This is a genomic window from Streptomyces sp. NBC_01363, assembly GCF_026340595.1.
Lineage (GTDB): Bacteria > Actinomycetota > Actinomycetes > Streptomycetales > Streptomycetaceae > Streptomyces.
This window is the reverse complement of record NZ_JAPEPF010000001.1, coordinates 539,204-553,327: the sequence shown is the minus strand read 5'-3', so window position 1 is coordinate 553,327 and position 14,124 is coordinate 539,204. Positions and strand designations below refer to the sequence as shown.

Here is a 14,124-nt window from a genome sequence, read left to right as displayed (position 1 = left end):
ATTCCCGGGTGCCATAGGGGCGTGAGCCACGGCACACCTGCCGTATCGTTGAGGCGATCCACCGACAGATCGGCAGGGCAGTGCGCAGGGAACGGGCAGGAGGCGGCTGGTGACCGTCGACGACACGACCTCCGGTGCGGGCACACAGCCCCCGTCGGAACCCTCGGTCCACGCGACACCGCATCACGAAGTCGACCATACGGCGGAACCGACCGACGACCCCCTCGCGATCCGCCTGGAACAGCTGATCCTGGGCGCCGACCGTCGCTACACGCCGTTCCAGGCGGCCCGTACCGCCGGTGTCTCGATGGATCTGGCCTCCCGGTTCTGGCGGGCCATGGGCTTCGCCGACATCGGGCAGGCCAAGGCGCTCACCGAGGCCGATGTGCTGGCGCTGCGCCGGCTCGCCGGTCTCGTCGAGGCGGGGCTGCTCAGCGAACCGATGGCGATCCAGGTGGCCCGGTCCACCGGGCAGACCACCGCCCGGCTGGCGGAGTGGCAGATCGATTCGTTCCTGGAGGGGCTGACCGAGCCGCCCGAGCCCGGAATGACCCGTACCGAGGTCACGTACCCGCTGGTCGAGCTGCTTCTCCCGGAGCTCCAGGAGTTCCTGGTCTACGTGTGGCGGCGCCAGCTGGCCGCCGCCACCGGGCGGGTCGTGCAGGCCGCCGACGACGAGGAGATGGTCGACCGCCGCCTGGCCGTCGGCTTCGCCGACCTCGTCGGGTTCACCCGGCTGACCCGGCGGCTGGAGGAGGAGGAGCTCGGCGAGCTGGTCGAGGCCTTCGAGACCACCTCGGCCGACCTGGTCGCCGCCCACGGCGGCCGTCTCATCAAGACCCTCGGCGACGAGGTCCTCTTCGCCGCCGACGACGCGGGCACCGCGGCCGAGATCGCGCTGCGCCTGATCGAGGCGATGAACCAGGACGAGATCATGCCGGCGCTGCGCGTGGGCATCGCGTTCGGCACGGTCACCACCCGGATGGGCGATGTCTTCGGTACGACCGTGAACCTCGCCAGCCGGCTGACGTCGATAGCGCCGAAGGACGCCGTGCTGGTGGACGGGGCCTTCGCGGAGGAGCTGACCCGTACCGGCGACGCCCCGGCCTCCGAGGCACAGGCGGCGGAGGAGGCCGCGGTGGCGGAGAAGGAGCGCCAGGAAGGCGTGGAGTCGGCCGCCGTGCCCAAGTACCGCTACGGGCTGCAGCCGATGTGGCAGCGCCCGGTGCGCGGACTCGGCGTGGTGGAGCCCTGGCTGCTGGCGCGCCGCGGCACCTCCTGAACCCGGCCCTTCCGCAATCCCGGATTCCGCCCCCTCGTCCGGGCCCGGACTCGCCCGGGACCGCTGTCCGGGCCGCCCCATAGGATCCCTCCGGTAACGATCGTTAACCGGAGGGGTGCAGTCATGACCGTCACGTCCGAGCAGCGGTTCGGGGAATTCGTCGTCGTACGGGTCCACGAGGGGCAGGAACACGTCGCCGAGCTGGTCCTCGACCGGCCCAGGGCGATGAACGCCGTGTCCACCGACATGGCCCGTTCGATCGCCGCCGCGTGCGTCGCGCTCGCCGCCGATCCCGGCGTACGCGTCACCGTCCTCACCTCCAGCCATGAGCGGGCCTTCTGCGTGGGCGCGGACCTGAAGGAGCGGAACTCCTTCACCGACGCCGATCTGCTGCGCCAGCGCCCCACCGCCCGGTCCGCGTACACCGGCGTGCTCGAACTGCCGATGCCGACGATCGCCGCCGTGCACGGGTTCGCGCTCGGGGGCGGATTCGAGCTGGCGCTGTCCTGCGACCTGATCGTCGCCGACCGCACGGCGGTGGTCGGCCTGCCCGAGGTGTCGGTCGGCGTCATCCCGGGCGGCGGCGGTACGCAGTTGCTGCCGCGGCGGATCGGTGCGGCGCGCGCCGCCGAGCTGGTCTTCACGGCCCGGCGGGTGGAGGCGGCCGAGGCGCTCGACAGCGGACTGGTCGACGAACTGGTGGAGGCCGGGCAGGACCGGACGGCCGCGCTGGCGCTCGCCGGCCGGATCGCCGCCAACTCGCCGGTGGGACTGCGGGCCGCCAAGCGGGCGCTGCGGCTCGGCCACGGCCTCGATCTCCGGGCCGGTCTCGAAGTCGAGGACGCCGCCTGGCGGTCGGTGGCCTTCTCCGGCGACCGGGCCGAGGGCGTGGCCGCGTTCAACGAGAAGAGGAAGCCGAACTGGCCCGGCGAGTGACGCAGTGCGACCTTCCATAACTGAATAGACACGAAGCGAACGCGGCTCACGTCCCAAACTGATCAAATCATCACAAACCTACATAAGCTGTAGCGATGGGTGGTGATGATGCACGGCTGCGGGCCGTGGTTTCGCTTGCGCAGGCGATGGCGGCGGCACACACCCCGCGGGGGTCGTGGCGAGCGGCTGCGCTGGGGGCGTGCGAGGCGCTGGGCGGCAGCTTCGCCGCGCTCTCCGTGTGGGAGCGCGGGCGCGGGCAGCTGCGCGTGCTGGTGAACGCGGGTGAACGGGCCGAAGGGGAGGAGGAGTTCCCCGAGGCGGAGGCGTATCCGGTGCACCAGTTCCCGGAGATCGCCGAGTTCCTGCACGAACGGTGGGCCGGGGGCGGCGAACCGGACGCCTGGGTCGAGACCGCCGACGGCTCGGCGGGCGCGATGCCGGGCGGGGACGCGGGGCTGCGGGAGTACGGGAGCGGGTACGGCCGGGAGCGGGTGGCCGCCCTGCGCCGGCGCGGGCGCGGCTGCTGCGTGGTCGCGCCGATCGTGCTGCACGGGCGGGCCTGGGGCGAGCTGTACGTGGCCCGCCCGGTGGGGGCGCCGGTGTTCGGGCGGGCGGACGCGGACTTCGCGACCGTGCTGGCCGCGGTCGTCGCCGCCGGGATCTCCCAGGCCGAACGGCTCGAAGAGGTCCGCAAGCTCGCCTTCACCGATCCGCTCACCGGTCTGGCCAACCGCCGTGCCGTCGATGTGCGGCTGGATGAGGCGGTGGAGCGGCATCGGGCCGACGGGGCGGTGGTCAGTCTGGTCGTCTGTGATCTCAACGGTCTGAAGCAGGTCAACGACACCCATGGTCATGCGGTCGGCGACCGGCTGCTGGAACGTTTCGGCTCGGTGCTGTCCCGTTGCGGCGCCATGCTGCCCGGCGCGCTCGCGGCCCGGCTCGGCGGTGATGAGTTCTGTCTGCTCACGGTGGGCCCGGAAGCGGACGACGTGGTCCGGGTGGCCACCGAACTCTGCGAACGGGCAGTCGAGTTGGAGCAGGGGGACGGGGTGGCGTGCGGGATCGCGTCGACCGGTGATCCGATCGGCCCGGTGGTGTCGGCGCGGCGGCTGTTCCGGCTGGCGGACGCGGCCCAGTACCGGGCGAAGGCGGCCCGTTCGGTCAAACCGGTGGTGGCGGGGCGCGACGGTGAGGTGCTCCGGCTGGCCGACTCGCCGCCCAAGCCCGCGCACGACCGCCGCCATCTGCGGGGCAGCCGTCCCTGAATGCCGCGCCGATCGGTAAGGGGTCAACCGCGCGACCACTAGTGACATGAAGGGATTCAGTCCGTACGCTTCTGAATATGGATATGCATACAGTCGTGGTGGGGACGTCCGGTACCACCGCTCAGGACGTCATCGCCGTGGCCCGCGGCAACGCCCGTGTCGAGCTCTCCGCAGCCGCCGTCGACGCGCTCGCCGCCGCCCGCACGATCGTGGACGCGCTGGCCGCCAAGCCCGAGCCGGTCTACGGCGTCTCCACCGGATTCGGGGCGCTGGCCAGCCGGCACATCAGCCAGGATCTCCGCGCACAGCTCCAGCGCAACATCGTCCGCTCGCACGCCGCCGGCATGGGGCCGCGCGTCGAGCGCGAGGTCGTCCGCGCGCTGATGTTCCTGCGGCTGAAGACGGTCGCCTCCGGGCACACCGGCGTACGCCCCGAGGTCGCGCAGACCATGGCCGACGTCCTCAACGCGGGCATCACGCCCGTCGTCCACGAGTACGGCTCGCTCGGCTGCTCCGGCGACCTGGCCCCGCTCTCCCACTGCGCCCTGGCGCTGATGGGCGAGGGCGACGCGGAGGGCCCCGACGGCACCGTGCGCCCCGCCGGTGAGCTGCTCGCCGCCCACGGCATCGCCCCGGTCGAGCTGCGCGAGAAGGAGGGCCTCGCCCTCCTCAACGGCACCGACGGCATGCTCGGCATGCTCGTGATGGCCCTGGCCGACCTGAAGAACCTCTACACCTCCGCCGACATCACCGCCGCCCTCTCCCTGGAGGCGCTGCTCGGCACGGACAAGGTGCTCGCCCCGGAGCTGCACGCCATCCGCCCGCACCCCGGCCAGGGCGTCAGCGCCGACAACATGCTCCGGGTCCTCGCCGGATCGGGCCTCACGGGCCACCACCAGGACGACGCGCCCCGTGTGCAGGACGCCTACTCGGTGCGCTGCGCGCCCCAGGTCAACGGCGCGGGACGCGACACCCTCGACTACGCCGGGATCGTCGCGGGACGCGAACTGGCCTCCGCCGTCGACAACCCCGTCGTCCTGCCCGACGGCCGGGTCGAGTCCAACGGGAACTTCCACGGCGCCCCCGTCGCGTACGTGCTCGACTTCCTGGCGATCGTCGCGGCCGATCTCGGCTCCATCACCGAGCGCCGCACCGACCGGCTGCTGGACAAGAACCGCTCGCACGGGCTGCCGCCGTTCCTCGCCGACGACGCCGGGGTGGACTCGGGCCTGATGATCGCCCAGTACACCCAGGCCGCCCTGGTCAGCGAGATGAAGCGGCTCGCGGTCCCGGCCTCGGCCGACTCGATCCCGTCCTCCGCGATGCAGGAGGACCACGTCTCCATGGGCTGGTCGGCGGCGCGCAAGCTCCGTACCGCCGTCGACAACCTCGCCCGGATCGTCGCCGTCGAGCTCTACGCGGCGACCCGCGCCATCGAACTGCGCGCCGCCCAGGGCCTCGCCCCCGCGCCCGCCTCGCAGGCCGCCATCGAGGCGCTGCGTGCGGCAGGGGTCCAGGGGCCGGGGCCGGACCGCTTCCTGTCGCCGGACCTGGCCGCGGCGGACGCGTTCGTGCGCGCGGGGAAGCTGGTCGCGGCGGTCGAACCGGTGACCGGCCTGCTGGCCTAGGGAGTGTTGTAGAAGTGGCGTCGTCCGCCCGGAGGGCGGGTCTCGCGCTAGGCGGACGGGGCGTCGGCGCGGCGTGCCGAGTGGGAGACGAATGCCGCGCCGATGCCCAGGAACGCGACGCCGCCGATCAGATACGGGGTGGTGTCGATCCCGGTCCCGGTGTCGGCCAGTCTCGGACCGGCCGCGGGGTCCCCGGCGGTGGCGGCCGGTTCGCTCTGTGCGCCCGGTGCGCCGGCCGGTTCGTCCGTCGCGTTGGCGGACGGGACGAACCACAGGGCGGCCAGCAACGTGGCCGCGGCGGTGGCGGTCAGGAGCGGGCGACGAGCGACGACCACGGAATCGATCCCCCTTGTGACAGCCGTGAGTTAGGCGTGTGCGCCGATGCTAGTGAAAGCAGCGGGTCGCGGGAAAGCCGGGGGCGCGGGGAGCTTACGCTCCGGCACATGAGCGCATCTGAGACATCACGGTTTGTTCGGCTTCGGGTCGAAATGCTGCTGGAGATCACGGACTCCGCGGCCCTCAGCGGCACCGCGCTGGAGTCGATCGCCGTCGAGTACGGGGAACCGGGCGGTGAGTCCGCCGAGGAACGCATGCTCGCCGAGGACGCCGTACGGGAGGACGGTGCGGAGGCCCTCGCCTCCCTCGTCGACCCGTTCGACCTGGTCAGCGAGGTGCCCGGGGTCGAGCTCGCCCAGGCGTCCTGGAGCAGCGAGATCGTCGACTACGACCCGGACGACCCGGACGCCTGGGACCTCGACGACGAGGAGGACGAGGAGGACGAGGAGGACGACGGAGAGGGCGGTGGCGGCGTCCCGCACAATGGATGAGGACGACGACGGTCACGTCGCCGTGAGCGGCGGGACCAGCAGCTGGTGAACACCGGCCCCGGACCGCTTCGCACGCGGACCGGGGCCGTGCCGTTCGCCGGTCGTCCTTACGCGATCGGCGTCGGGAACCACCGCAGCCGCGGACGCGTCGATGAGTGTTGTTCCCCACATCTTTCGTGGATGGGGAACGGAGGACCCTGTCCATGGGTTCTAGGACCATTGACGGGTTTCGCCGGGCGACGGCGGCTCTGCTCGGGGTTTTTGGGGATTCGGCAACGATGGAGAAGCGTGTGATGACGGACAGCAAGCGGCGCAGGGGCCTGATGGCCGCGTCCGCACTGCTCGGCGGCGTTCTGGTGCTCACTGCCTGCAACGACGGCGGGGACAAGAGCGGCGCCGACAGCTCGAAGAAGTCGCAGGCGGCCGAGGTCGACAAGGCGGCGGCCCAGGACGCCTCGGAAGCGCAGATAGCGATCTCGCCGAAGAACGGCGTGACCAACGCGAGCATCAACAACGACGCCAAGGTCACCGTCGCCAAGGGCACGCTGTCCCAGGTCACCATGACCACCTCGGCCGGAGCCACCGTCAAGGGCACGCTCTCCGCCGACGGCAAGAGCTGGAAGCCGGACGTCCAGCTGGAGCGCTCGACCACGTACAAGATCGCCGCGACGGCGAAGGACTCCAAGGGCCGCGAGGCGCACGAGAACTCCTCCTTCACCACCGTCTCGCCCGCCAACAGCTTCATCGGGAACTTCACCCCCGAGGACGGCTCCACGGTCGGCGTCGGCATGCCGGTCTCGATCAACTTCAACAAGGCGATCACGGACAAGAAGGCCGTCCAGGCCGGCATCACCGTGACGTCCAGCAGCGGTCAGCAGGTCGTCGGCCACTGGTTCAACTCGCAGCGTCTCGACCTGCGCCCCGAGAACTACTGGCAGGGCGGCTCCACCGTCACGCTGAAGCTGGCGCTGGACGGCGTCGAGGGCGCGGACGGCGTCTTCGGCGTGCAGCAGAAGACGGTCACCTTCAAGGTCGGCCGCAACCAGGTCTCGACGGTCGACGCCAACACGAAGATGATGACCGTCACCCAGGACGGCAAGACGATCAAGACCATCCCGATCTCCGCCGGCTCCTCCACCAACCCCACGTACAACGGGCAGATGGTGATCTCCGAGAAGTTCAAGGAGACCCGGATGAACGGTGACACCGTCGGCTTCGGCGGCGAGTACGACATCAAGGACGTGCCGCACGCCATGCGGCTGTCCACCTCGGGCACCTTCATCCACGGCAACTACTGGGGCTCGCGGTCGATCTTCGGCGGCGCCAACACCAGCCACGGCTGCGTCGGCCTCGCCGATGTGAAGGGCGCGAGCGACGCAAACCAGCCCGCCGCCTGGTTCTACAACAACTCCATGGTCGGCGACGTGGTCATCGTCAAGAACTCCCCGGACCGGACCATCACCCCCGACAACGGCCTCAACGGCTGGAACATGAGCTGGGCGGAGTGGACGGCGGGCTCCCAGGCCTGACCCGACCCCACGCGTCGTCCCCGGCGCGAGCCGCTGGTCGTGGCCCTGGGCGACGACCGGCCCCCCGAATCCCGTACGGAGGCGGCGGCACCCGGATCCCCTCGGATCCGCGGTGCCGCCGCCTCCGGCGTTCGTAAGACCATCGAGGACGGCGGCCGGCTGGTCATCCAGGGCCCCACCGGCGGCGGCAAGTCCACCCTGCTCCAGATGCTCGGCGGTCTGGACCGACCCACGAGCGGCAGCATCGAACTCGACGGCGTCGACCTCGCGAAGCTCAGCGAGGCCAAGCTCACCGGGGTGCGCGCCCAGAACATCGGCTTCGTCTTCCAGAGCTTCAACCGCATCCCGACGCTCACCGCCCAGGAGAACGTCGGGACCGCGCTCGTGCCGCTCGGCGGCCGGGCGGCCGAGCGCCGCAGGAGGGCCGCCGAGGCGCTGGACTCCGTCGGACTCGGTGAGCGGCTCGGACATCTGCCCGGCGAGATGTCCGGGGGCCAGCAGCAGCGGGTGGCACCGCGTCTCGCGAGGTCACGATCACGGAGAACGCGTCGGCCTGATAAGGGACTTGAGGGGCGGGGGCGGGGCGCGGAGAGGCGGGCGGGAGGTCAGTGGCGGGCGTCCGGCGCGGCCCGGTGGGCGGTGAGGTCGCCGCGGCGGACCTGGCGCAGGCCCAGCGGATCGGCGTGCAGCTCGCCGTTCCCGCCGTTCCAGAGCGTGCTGCGGGGCAGGACACCGGGGCCCGAGAGGAGTGAGCGCAGCCCGTACCAGGGCTGCAGCGGCAGCCAGCACAGCCCGTACAGCCAGCGCCGCAGCAGCAGCCAGGGCCCCGGGCGCCCGGCGTCGGGCAGTCTGACCACCCGTATCCCCATGATCAGCTTGCCCGCGCCCGCCCCGGTGAACGCGGTGAGCACCACATGGTTGAGGAACGAGAAGGCGAGCGCCGGGCCGAGCAACAGGCCGACCGCCTCGGTGACCCCGGCCGTGTCCACGTACGGCCGGACCAGTAAGCCGGCGGCCACCAGGCAGAGGTAGCAGTCGAGGCCGACGGCGAGATAGCGGCGCATGTCGCCCGCACGTGGCGGTACGCGCGCCGCACGCGGTTCGGCGTGGTACCCGGGCGCGGGCGGGAGGGCCGCGCGAGCCGTCGGCAGAGGTGGTCCGGAGAGGTTCCGGGTACGACCCTCACCCCGTGGAATTGTCATGACGGCATCATGTCTGATGAGGCGTCACCATGTGCCCGGGAACCACACTCACACCACCGCGCACCCCGCATTGGTCTCGCACCCATGACCGCCGCCATCACCGCCGTGATCACCGCAGTAGTCGGAGTGCTCGGCACTCTTCTCGCCCCGGTGTTCGTGCAACGGCTGACCGTACGCCAGCGCGCCGAGGAGTCCCGACTGGCGGGCGAACAGCGGAAGTTCGAGGAGCGGCGCACCCAGTACACGGCCATGAACCGGGCCTCCCGGCAGTTCCACACCCTTCTCAAGGACGCCCTGCACCGCATCCGTGACGGCGTCTACACGGAGCAGGAACGCACCCAGCTCGAAGAGGCCCGCCTAGACCACCGCGACTGCTACGCCGAGGCGCAGATGATCGTCCCCGAACGGATACTCCAGGCGTCCCGCGACCTCAACCGGGTGCTCGCCGCCGGTGACGGCACCGTCAAACGCCTCGACCGGGGCCTCGCCCGGGACGGCGAGAGCGTCGAACAGGCCCTGGAGGACCTGAAGGCGGCCGACCCCTTCCTCGACACGATGCGGGAGCTGATGCGTCGGGACCTCGGCGTCACGGACCGAACCCCGGGGCCGTGCCGGTGAAGTCCCGCCCGCTCTGTCAGCACGACCCGAACGGCCACAGCCGGTAGTGCGAGTCCAGCCGGTACTCACCGGCCCGCTCCACCGTCAGCCGCGTCCACTCGCCGTTCTGCCGCAGGCACCCGCCGCCGTCCGCCCGGAGCCACGGCGAGTAGGCGATCCGTACCGTCACCGACCCGGCGGTGGGCATCCGCACCACCAGGGAGGCGTCGTCCCCGCGTACGACGGTGCCCGGCGCGGAGACCAGCGGTACGGCCTCGCGCACCCGGTAGATCCGCCACTCCGTGTCCTGCCACACCGGCTCCAGCCAGTCGGCGCCGCGCCGGACGATCGCCGCCTCCGCCTCGGCCGGCCCGTCCGGCCTGCCGTTGTGCAGCACGACGAGGCCCACGCTCCACCGGCCCAGCCAGGCCCGGTACGTCGCCGGGGTCGGCTTCCCCTCGTAGAACAGCCGCCCGCGTTCCACGTCGAGCTGCCGGTTCCAGCCGCGCGCCATGTTCACGTACGGGGCGAGCACCGTCGCCTCGCGGTGATTGCGGGCCGGTAGGACCTCCACCCGGGTCCGCTCGGCGCCGAGCCGGCGCAGCTCGGCGACCACGCCGTCGGTGTGCTCCGCCCAGGCGGGCACGGCGCTGGAGACCCGCAGATCGTCATCGGTCTTGTTGATCAGCCAGCCCGAGTTGTACACCAGCGTCCCGGCGAGCACCACGGCCTGTACCCGCCCCAGTGCGCCGCCCCGCGCCCACCTCGGCAGGACGGTCAGCAGCGCCGCCAGCAGCACGGGCGGGCCGGCCAGCCCCACCAGCCGCTCCACGTTCGTCCCGATGGGCGAGGGGATCAGGAAGGTCAGGACGACGCCGACCGCGTACACCAGGCCCGCGAACCGGACGACCCGCCAGCCGCCCTCGCGCGGCGCCGCGAGCCACAGGGCCGCGCAGGCCACCATCGGCGTCCACAGCTTGCTCACCGCCATCGGCTGCTCGCCCGTGAACGGGAACACCGCCGTCGTCGCGGCCACCACCACGAACGGCGGCACGACGAGCACGGCCGCCCGCCGCCACTGCCGGGCCATCCCGTACGCCGCGCCCGCCACCACCAGGAACAGCCCCGCTACCGGACTCGCCGCCGTCGCCAGCGCCGCGCAGCCCGCTGCGCAGCCCGCCGCGAGGCCCGTACGCCGCCGTACGTACAGCAGCGCGACCAGCCCGATCGCGACGCCCAGCGCGAACGTCGTGCGCCCGGACGCGACATTGCACCAGAGCGTCAGCGAACCCGGCACCGCGACCGCGACCGGCCATCGCACCCCGCTCCGCACACAGAGCCGCCCCAGCGCCCACGACCCGCAGAGCCCGGCGGCGACGGTCACCGTCCGCACCCCGAACACCGCCATGAGCGGTGGTGTCAGCAGGCTGTAGTTGGCGGTGTGCATCCCGCCGTACCAGGAGAGGTTGTACGCGGACCCCGGATGCCGGGAGGCGAAGCCGGCCCAGGCGAGCTGCGCCGCCAGATCACCGCCGCCGGTGGCCAGCACCAGCGCCCACAGCAGATACAGCGGCACGACGACGAGCACCGCGACACCCGGCACCCACCACCGCGCCGAGTCCGTGTCCGCTGCCGAGTCCGCTCCGGTGGAGGCCCGCCCGTCCTGCCTGTCGCGTTCCCTGTCGCGCGGCCCGGTGCTCTCGGTGATCCCCACCCGGCAAACCCTAGCGGCGCCCTCCGGACCGGACCGCGGCCTTCGCGCACCGGCACCGTGGTGCAGCTGTCTACACCATGGATCCGGGGGGCCGTCCCCTCGTGGCGGCCGCCTCCCACCAGCAACATGGAGTCATCACGAGACACCGTCCCGACCTCGGAGGAATCCCATGAAAGCACTGCTCTGGTTCGTGTTCTGCGCGGCGATCGCCGCGAACGTCTCGCTCAACTTCCTGGTGAAGGAGAGCGGTCTGCAGATCGCGCTGAGCGTGGTCGCCGGGGTGGTCGCCCTCGCGTCCGGAGCAGGGCTGTGGATGCTGCGCCGCGAGGCGCGAGCGTAGTCCGTGGCCCACTGTGCGGGTCCCGTTGAAGGACTTCCGGAACGACTGGGACAATCGACATGCCACAACGGTTCTGTACGTCGCTTCCGTGAGCCGCAGAGCGTGCGATGTCTGGGCGACGCCCTCAATGGCGAGGGGGGACCGCCGGCGCCCCCGGGACGGGGGCGTCTTCGCGCGCATGCCCACCGACGGAAGGTCTTGACCTGATGCAGGCCACCCCTGATTCCGTAACCCCGCACGCCACCGAGAGCCGCGTCATCGAGCCGCTGTACGCCGAGATTCTCCGGCGCAACCAGGGCGAGAAGGAATTCCACCAGGCGGTACGGGAGGTCCTGGAGACCCTCGGCCCGGTCCTCGCGAAGCGGCCGGAGTTCGTGGACGCCCGGATCGTCGAGCGTGTGTGCGAGCCGGAGCGCCAGCTCATCTTCCGGGTGCCGTGGTCGGACGACTCCGGCGACATCCACGTGAACCGCGGCTTCCGGGTCGAGTTCAGCAGCTCGCTCGGACCGTACAAGGGCGGGCTGCGCTTCCACCCCTCGGTCAACCTCGGCATCGTGAAGTTCCTCGGCTTCGAGCAGATCTTCAAGAACGCGCTCACCGGCATGCCCATCGGCGGCGGCAAGGGCGGCGCGGACTTCGACCCCAAGGGCCGCTCGGACGCCGAGATCATGCGGTTCTGCCAGTCGTTCATGACCGAACTCCACCGCCACCTCGGCGAGTACACCGACGTCCCCGCCGGTGACATCGGCGTCGGCGGCCGGGAGATCGGCTACCTGTTCGGCCAGTACAAGCGGATCACCAACCGCTACGAGTCCGGCGTACTCACCGGAAAGGGCCTCGGCTGGGGCGGGGCCCAGGCACGCACCGAGGCGACCGGCTACGGCTGTGTCATGTTCACCGCCGAGATGCTCCGCAGCCGGGGCGAGTCGCTCGACGGCCAGCGCATCGTCGTCTCGGGCTCGGGCAATGTCGCGATCTACGCGATCGAGAAGGCCCAGCAGCTCGGCGCGACCGTGGTGACCTGTTCCGACTCCAACGGCTACGTCGTGGACGAGAAGGGCATCGATCTCGCCCTTCTCAAGGAGATCAAGGAGGCCGGCCGCGGCCGCGTCTCCGAGTACGCCGAACGCCGCGGCGAGCACGTCAAGTACGTCTCCGGCACCGGCGTCTGGAACGTTCCCTGCGACGTGGCCCTGCCCTGCGCCACCCAGAACGAACTCCACGAGGCCGACGCCCTGGCCCTGGTGCGCCACGGTGTGAAGGCGGTCGCCGAGGGCGCCAACATGCCCACCACCCCCGAGGCCGTACGCGTCCTCCAGGAGGCGGGCGTCGCCTTCGCCCCCGGCAAGGCGGCCAACGCGGGCGGCGTGGCCACCAGCGCCCTGGAGATGCAGCAGAACGCCTCCCGCGACTCCTGGACCTTCGCCCACACCGAGGAGCGCCTCGCGGAGATCATGCGCCACATCCACGACTCCTGCTACACCACGGCGGAGCGCTACGGCAGCCCCGGCAACTACGTGGTCGGCGCCAACATCGCCGGCTTCGAACTCGTCGCGGACGCGATGCTGGCACAGGGCCTGATCTGACCCGACATCCCGGACACCAACCCCGGCCCGGCCGCCTCGCGCGGCCGGGCCGCGGTCATGTCAGGCAGTCGCCGCGACGCGGCGCCGAAAGGTCTCCGCCAGCCCCGTGTTCACGACCACCACCGCCCCGAAGAACACTGCCGCCCCCGGATGCCCCACCGCGTGGACCGCGTACACACCACAGCCGAGCACCACCGCCTTGACCAGCAGAACTCCCACGAGCGGTGGCCGGAAGCGGGCGCGAGGGGCGGCGAACAGGCCCCAGACCACGGCGGCGACCGCGGGCGCCCCGATCCCGAGCAGCAGCCGGGAAGCCACCCCGTCCCCGGTGGCGAAACCCCACCAGCCCAGAGCGGCCAGCGCCGCCAACTCGACGACGAACGCCACGACTTCATTGACCATGAACCAGGGCCGCCCGGCCGGGGAGGCGGGAATGCTGTGGTCTTCGCTCGTCATCGGTGGACGGCCCTCTTCGTACGGTGGTTGATCCCGCCGGAATTGTTTCCGGCGCGAGTGCGGTGGCTCATTTTCCCCGATGCCGGGCCTGTTGATCGCATGAATCCGAGAGGCAGGGCGCCTGCCTGTACCTCCGGATCCCTGCCCTGCGTGAGGCGACGGGCGCCCGAGCGGCCGGGCGGCCGATCCGTAACGACTCGGCCACAGGCGTTTTGGCGAGAGGCGCCGGGAGGCAGGGATGGGGCAGGCTGGGAGTGCCCAGCACAACCCGATGGTGCTCGTATCGACGAGGACCCGACCTCTGGGGGGACGGACATGAACGCCTTCCACAGGTGGATGAGCTGTCCTACCCGCTACGGACGCTAGCCGGGGCCGATCCCGGGGCGCAGCCTCGACCGGACATGGCGGTCATCGCCATCGGTCGCATGCGATGGGCTGCAGCGCACCCTGTTGGTTCCCGGACTCCAAGCGGTCGGCATCTCATCGTTCCCGCCATCGGAGGGGTCTCATGAACACTCTCATTCTGCAATTAGCGGCCGGCACGCCGAAGGTGCTGCTCGCGGTAGTCGTCGTTCTCGCGGTGACCTTCCTGCTGGCCCTCGTCATCGCCGTGCGCGGCACCGCTCCCGCGCAACGAGCGGCGGTGCTGCGTGCCTTCGCCGAACTCGTATCAACCCGTCGTCGTTGATCGGCGCCCGGCGTCGTGGGACGGGGCATTGCGGAGCCTTCACATGGCCGTGGCCGCCCCCTGATCGCAGGAGA

At 71.4% G+C, this 14,124-nt stretch carries 14 protein-coding genes and 1 pseudogene; 11 read left to right on the top strand and 4 right to left on the bottom strand.

Annotated elements, in window-relative coordinates:
• The first annotated feature begins 109 nt into the window (after positions 1-109).
• The 4 genes from OG611_RS02550 (at position 110) to hutH (ending at position 5,111) form a co-directional block, all read left to right on the top strand.
• Positions 110-1,282, top strand: coding sequence for an adenylate/guanylate cyclase domain-containing protein (locus OG611_RS02550; protein WP_266415104.1), 1,173 nt, complete (start codon positions 110-112; stop codon positions 1,280-1,282).
• A 123-nt stretch (positions 1,283-1,405) separates the two neighbouring features.
• A complete protein-coding gene (locus tag OG611_RS02545; RefSeq protein WP_266415103.1) occupies positions 1,406-2,218 on the top strand; it encodes an enoyl-CoA hydratase/isomerase family protein in 813 nt (270 codons plus the stop codon).
• A 95-nt stretch (positions 2,219-2,313) separates the two neighbouring features.
• Positions 2,314-3,483, top strand: coding sequence for a GGDEF domain-containing protein (locus OG611_RS02540; RefSeq protein WP_266415102.1), 1,170 nt, complete (start codon positions 2,314-2,316; stop codon positions 3,481-3,483).
• 77 nt (positions 3,484-3,560) lie between these two features.
• Positions 3,561-5,111, top strand: a complete 1,551-nt coding sequence (gene hutH, locus OG611_RS02535) for a histidine ammonia-lyase (protein WP_266415101.1) — start codon at positions 3,561-3,563, stop codon at positions 5,109-5,111.
• Positions 5,112-5,158: 47 nt separating this feature from the next.
• Here hutH and OG611_RS02530 read toward each other — a convergent pair whose 3' ends face one another.
• The gene (locus tag OG611_RS02530) at positions 5,159-5,446 is read right to left on the bottom strand and encodes a hypothetical protein (protein ID WP_266415100.1); all 288 of its coding nucleotides are present in this window, start codon (positions 5,444-5,446) and stop codon (positions 5,159-5,161) included.
• Positions 5,447-5,554: 108 nt separating this feature from the next.
• Between OG611_RS02530 and OG611_RS02525 the strand changes: the two genes are divergently transcribed.
• From OG611_RS02525 to OG611_RS02515, 3 genes and pseudogenes are all read left to right on the top strand, one after another.
• Positions 5,555-5,938 carry a hypothetical protein gene (locus OG611_RS02525; protein WP_266415098.1) on the top strand — a complete coding sequence of 128 codons (384 nt, stop codon included), beginning with the start codon at positions 5,555-5,557 and terminating at the stop codon, positions 5,936-5,938.
• Positions 5,939-6,216: 278 nt separating this feature from the next.
• On the top strand, positions 6,217-7,467 hold the full coding sequence (locus OG611_RS02520) for an Ig-like domain-containing protein (protein WP_266415096.1): 1,251 nt from the start codon (positions 6,217-6,219) through the stop codon (positions 7,465-7,467).
• A 105-nt stretch (positions 7,468-7,572) separates the two neighbouring features.
• Positions 7,573-8,016 (top strand): annotated as a pseudogene (locus tag OG611_RS02515) (ABC transporter ATP-binding protein); the annotation flags it as partial.
• A 56-nt stretch (positions 8,017-8,072) separates the two neighbouring features.
• Here the strand turns inward: OG611_RS02515 and OG611_RS02510 are convergent.
• The gene (locus OG611_RS02510) at positions 8,073-8,669 is read right to left on the bottom strand and encodes an RDD family protein (RefSeq protein ID WP_266415094.1); all 597 of its coding nucleotides are present in this window, start codon (positions 8,667-8,669) and stop codon (positions 8,073-8,075) included.
• Between the two features lie 84 nt (positions 8,670-8,753).
• Between OG611_RS02510 and OG611_RS02505 the strand changes: the two genes are divergently transcribed.
• Complete coding sequence (locus OG611_RS02505) at positions 8,754-9,287, top strand: hypothetical protein (protein ID WP_266415092.1); 534 nt, start codon at positions 8,754-8,756, stop codon at positions 9,285-9,287.
• 16 nt (positions 9,288-9,303) lie between these two features.
• Here the strand turns inward: OG611_RS02505 and OG611_RS02500 are convergent, their stop codons facing one another.
• Entirely contained in the window at positions 9,304-10,869 is a 1,566-nt protein-coding gene (locus tag OG611_RS02500; RefSeq protein ID WP_266425475.1) for a hypothetical protein, read from the bottom strand.
• Between the two features lie 280 nt (positions 10,870-11,149).
• Between OG611_RS02500 and OG611_RS02495 the strand changes: the two genes are divergently transcribed.
• Entirely contained in the window at positions 11,150-11,320 is a 171-nt protein-coding gene (locus OG611_RS02495; RefSeq protein WP_266415091.1) for a hypothetical protein, read from the top strand.
• 206 nt (positions 11,321-11,526) lie between these two features.
• A complete protein-coding gene (gdhA, locus tag OG611_RS02490; RefSeq protein WP_266415089.1) occupies positions 11,527-12,906 on the top strand; it encodes an NADP-specific glutamate dehydrogenase in 1,380 nt (459 codons plus the stop codon).
• A gap of 60 nt (positions 12,907-12,966) precedes the next feature.
• On the opposite strand, the gene OG611_RS02485 is transcribed toward gdhA, so the two are convergent.
• Positions 12,967-13,362 carry a YrdB family protein gene (locus OG611_RS02485; RefSeq protein WP_266415087.1) on the bottom strand — a complete coding sequence of 132 codons (396 nt, stop codon included), beginning with the start codon at positions 13,360-13,362 and terminating at the stop codon, positions 12,967-12,969.
• A gap of 508 nt (positions 13,363-13,870) precedes the next feature.
• Between OG611_RS02485 and OG611_RS02480 the strand changes: the two genes are divergently transcribed.
• Entirely contained in the window at positions 13,871-14,050 is a 180-nt protein-coding gene (locus OG611_RS02480; RefSeq protein WP_266415086.1) for a hypothetical protein, read from the top strand.
• Positions 14,051-14,124: the final 74 nt, after the last annotated feature.

Coding starts and splice junctions, on each gene's coding strand:
- OG611_RS02505 (WP_266415092.1), top strand. CDS start 8,754: ATGACCGCCGCCATCACCGCCGTGATCACCGCAGTAGTCGGAGTGCTC.
- gdhA (WP_266415089.1), top strand. CDS start 11,527: ATGCAGGCCACCCCTGATTCCGTAACCCCGCACGCCACCGAGAGCCGC.
- hutH (WP_266415101.1), top strand. CDS start 3,561: ATGGATATGCATACAGTCGTGGTGGGGACGTCCGGTACCACCGCTCAG.
- OG611_RS02510 (WP_266415094.1), bottom strand. CDS start 8,669: ATGACAATTCCACGGGGTGAGGGTCGTACCCGGAACCTCTCCGGACCA.
- OG611_RS02485 (WP_266415087.1), bottom strand. CDS start 13,362: ATGACGAGCGAAGACCACAGCATTCCCGCCTCCCCGGCCGGGCGGCCC.
- OG611_RS02540 (WP_266415102.1), top strand. CDS start 2,314: ATGGGTGGTGATGATGCACGGCTGCGGGCCGTGGTTTCGCTTGCGCAG.
- OG611_RS02495 (WP_266415091.1), top strand. CDS start 11,150: ATGAAAGCACTGCTCTGGTTCGTGTTCTGCGCGGCGATCGCCGCGAAC.
- OG611_RS02520 (WP_266415096.1), top strand. CDS start 6,217: ATGGAGAAGCGTGTGATGACGGACAGCAAGCGGCGCAGGGGCCTGATG.
- OG611_RS02480 (WP_266415086.1), top strand. CDS start 13,871: ATGAACACTCTCATTCTGCAATTAGCGGCCGGCACGCCGAAGGTGCTG.
- OG611_RS02525 (WP_266415098.1), top strand. CDS start 5,555: ATGAGCGCATCTGAGACATCACGGTTTGTTCGGCTTCGGGTCGAAATG.
- OG611_RS02545 (WP_266415103.1), top strand. CDS start 1,406: ATGACCGTCACGTCCGAGCAGCGGTTCGGGGAATTCGTCGTCGTACGG.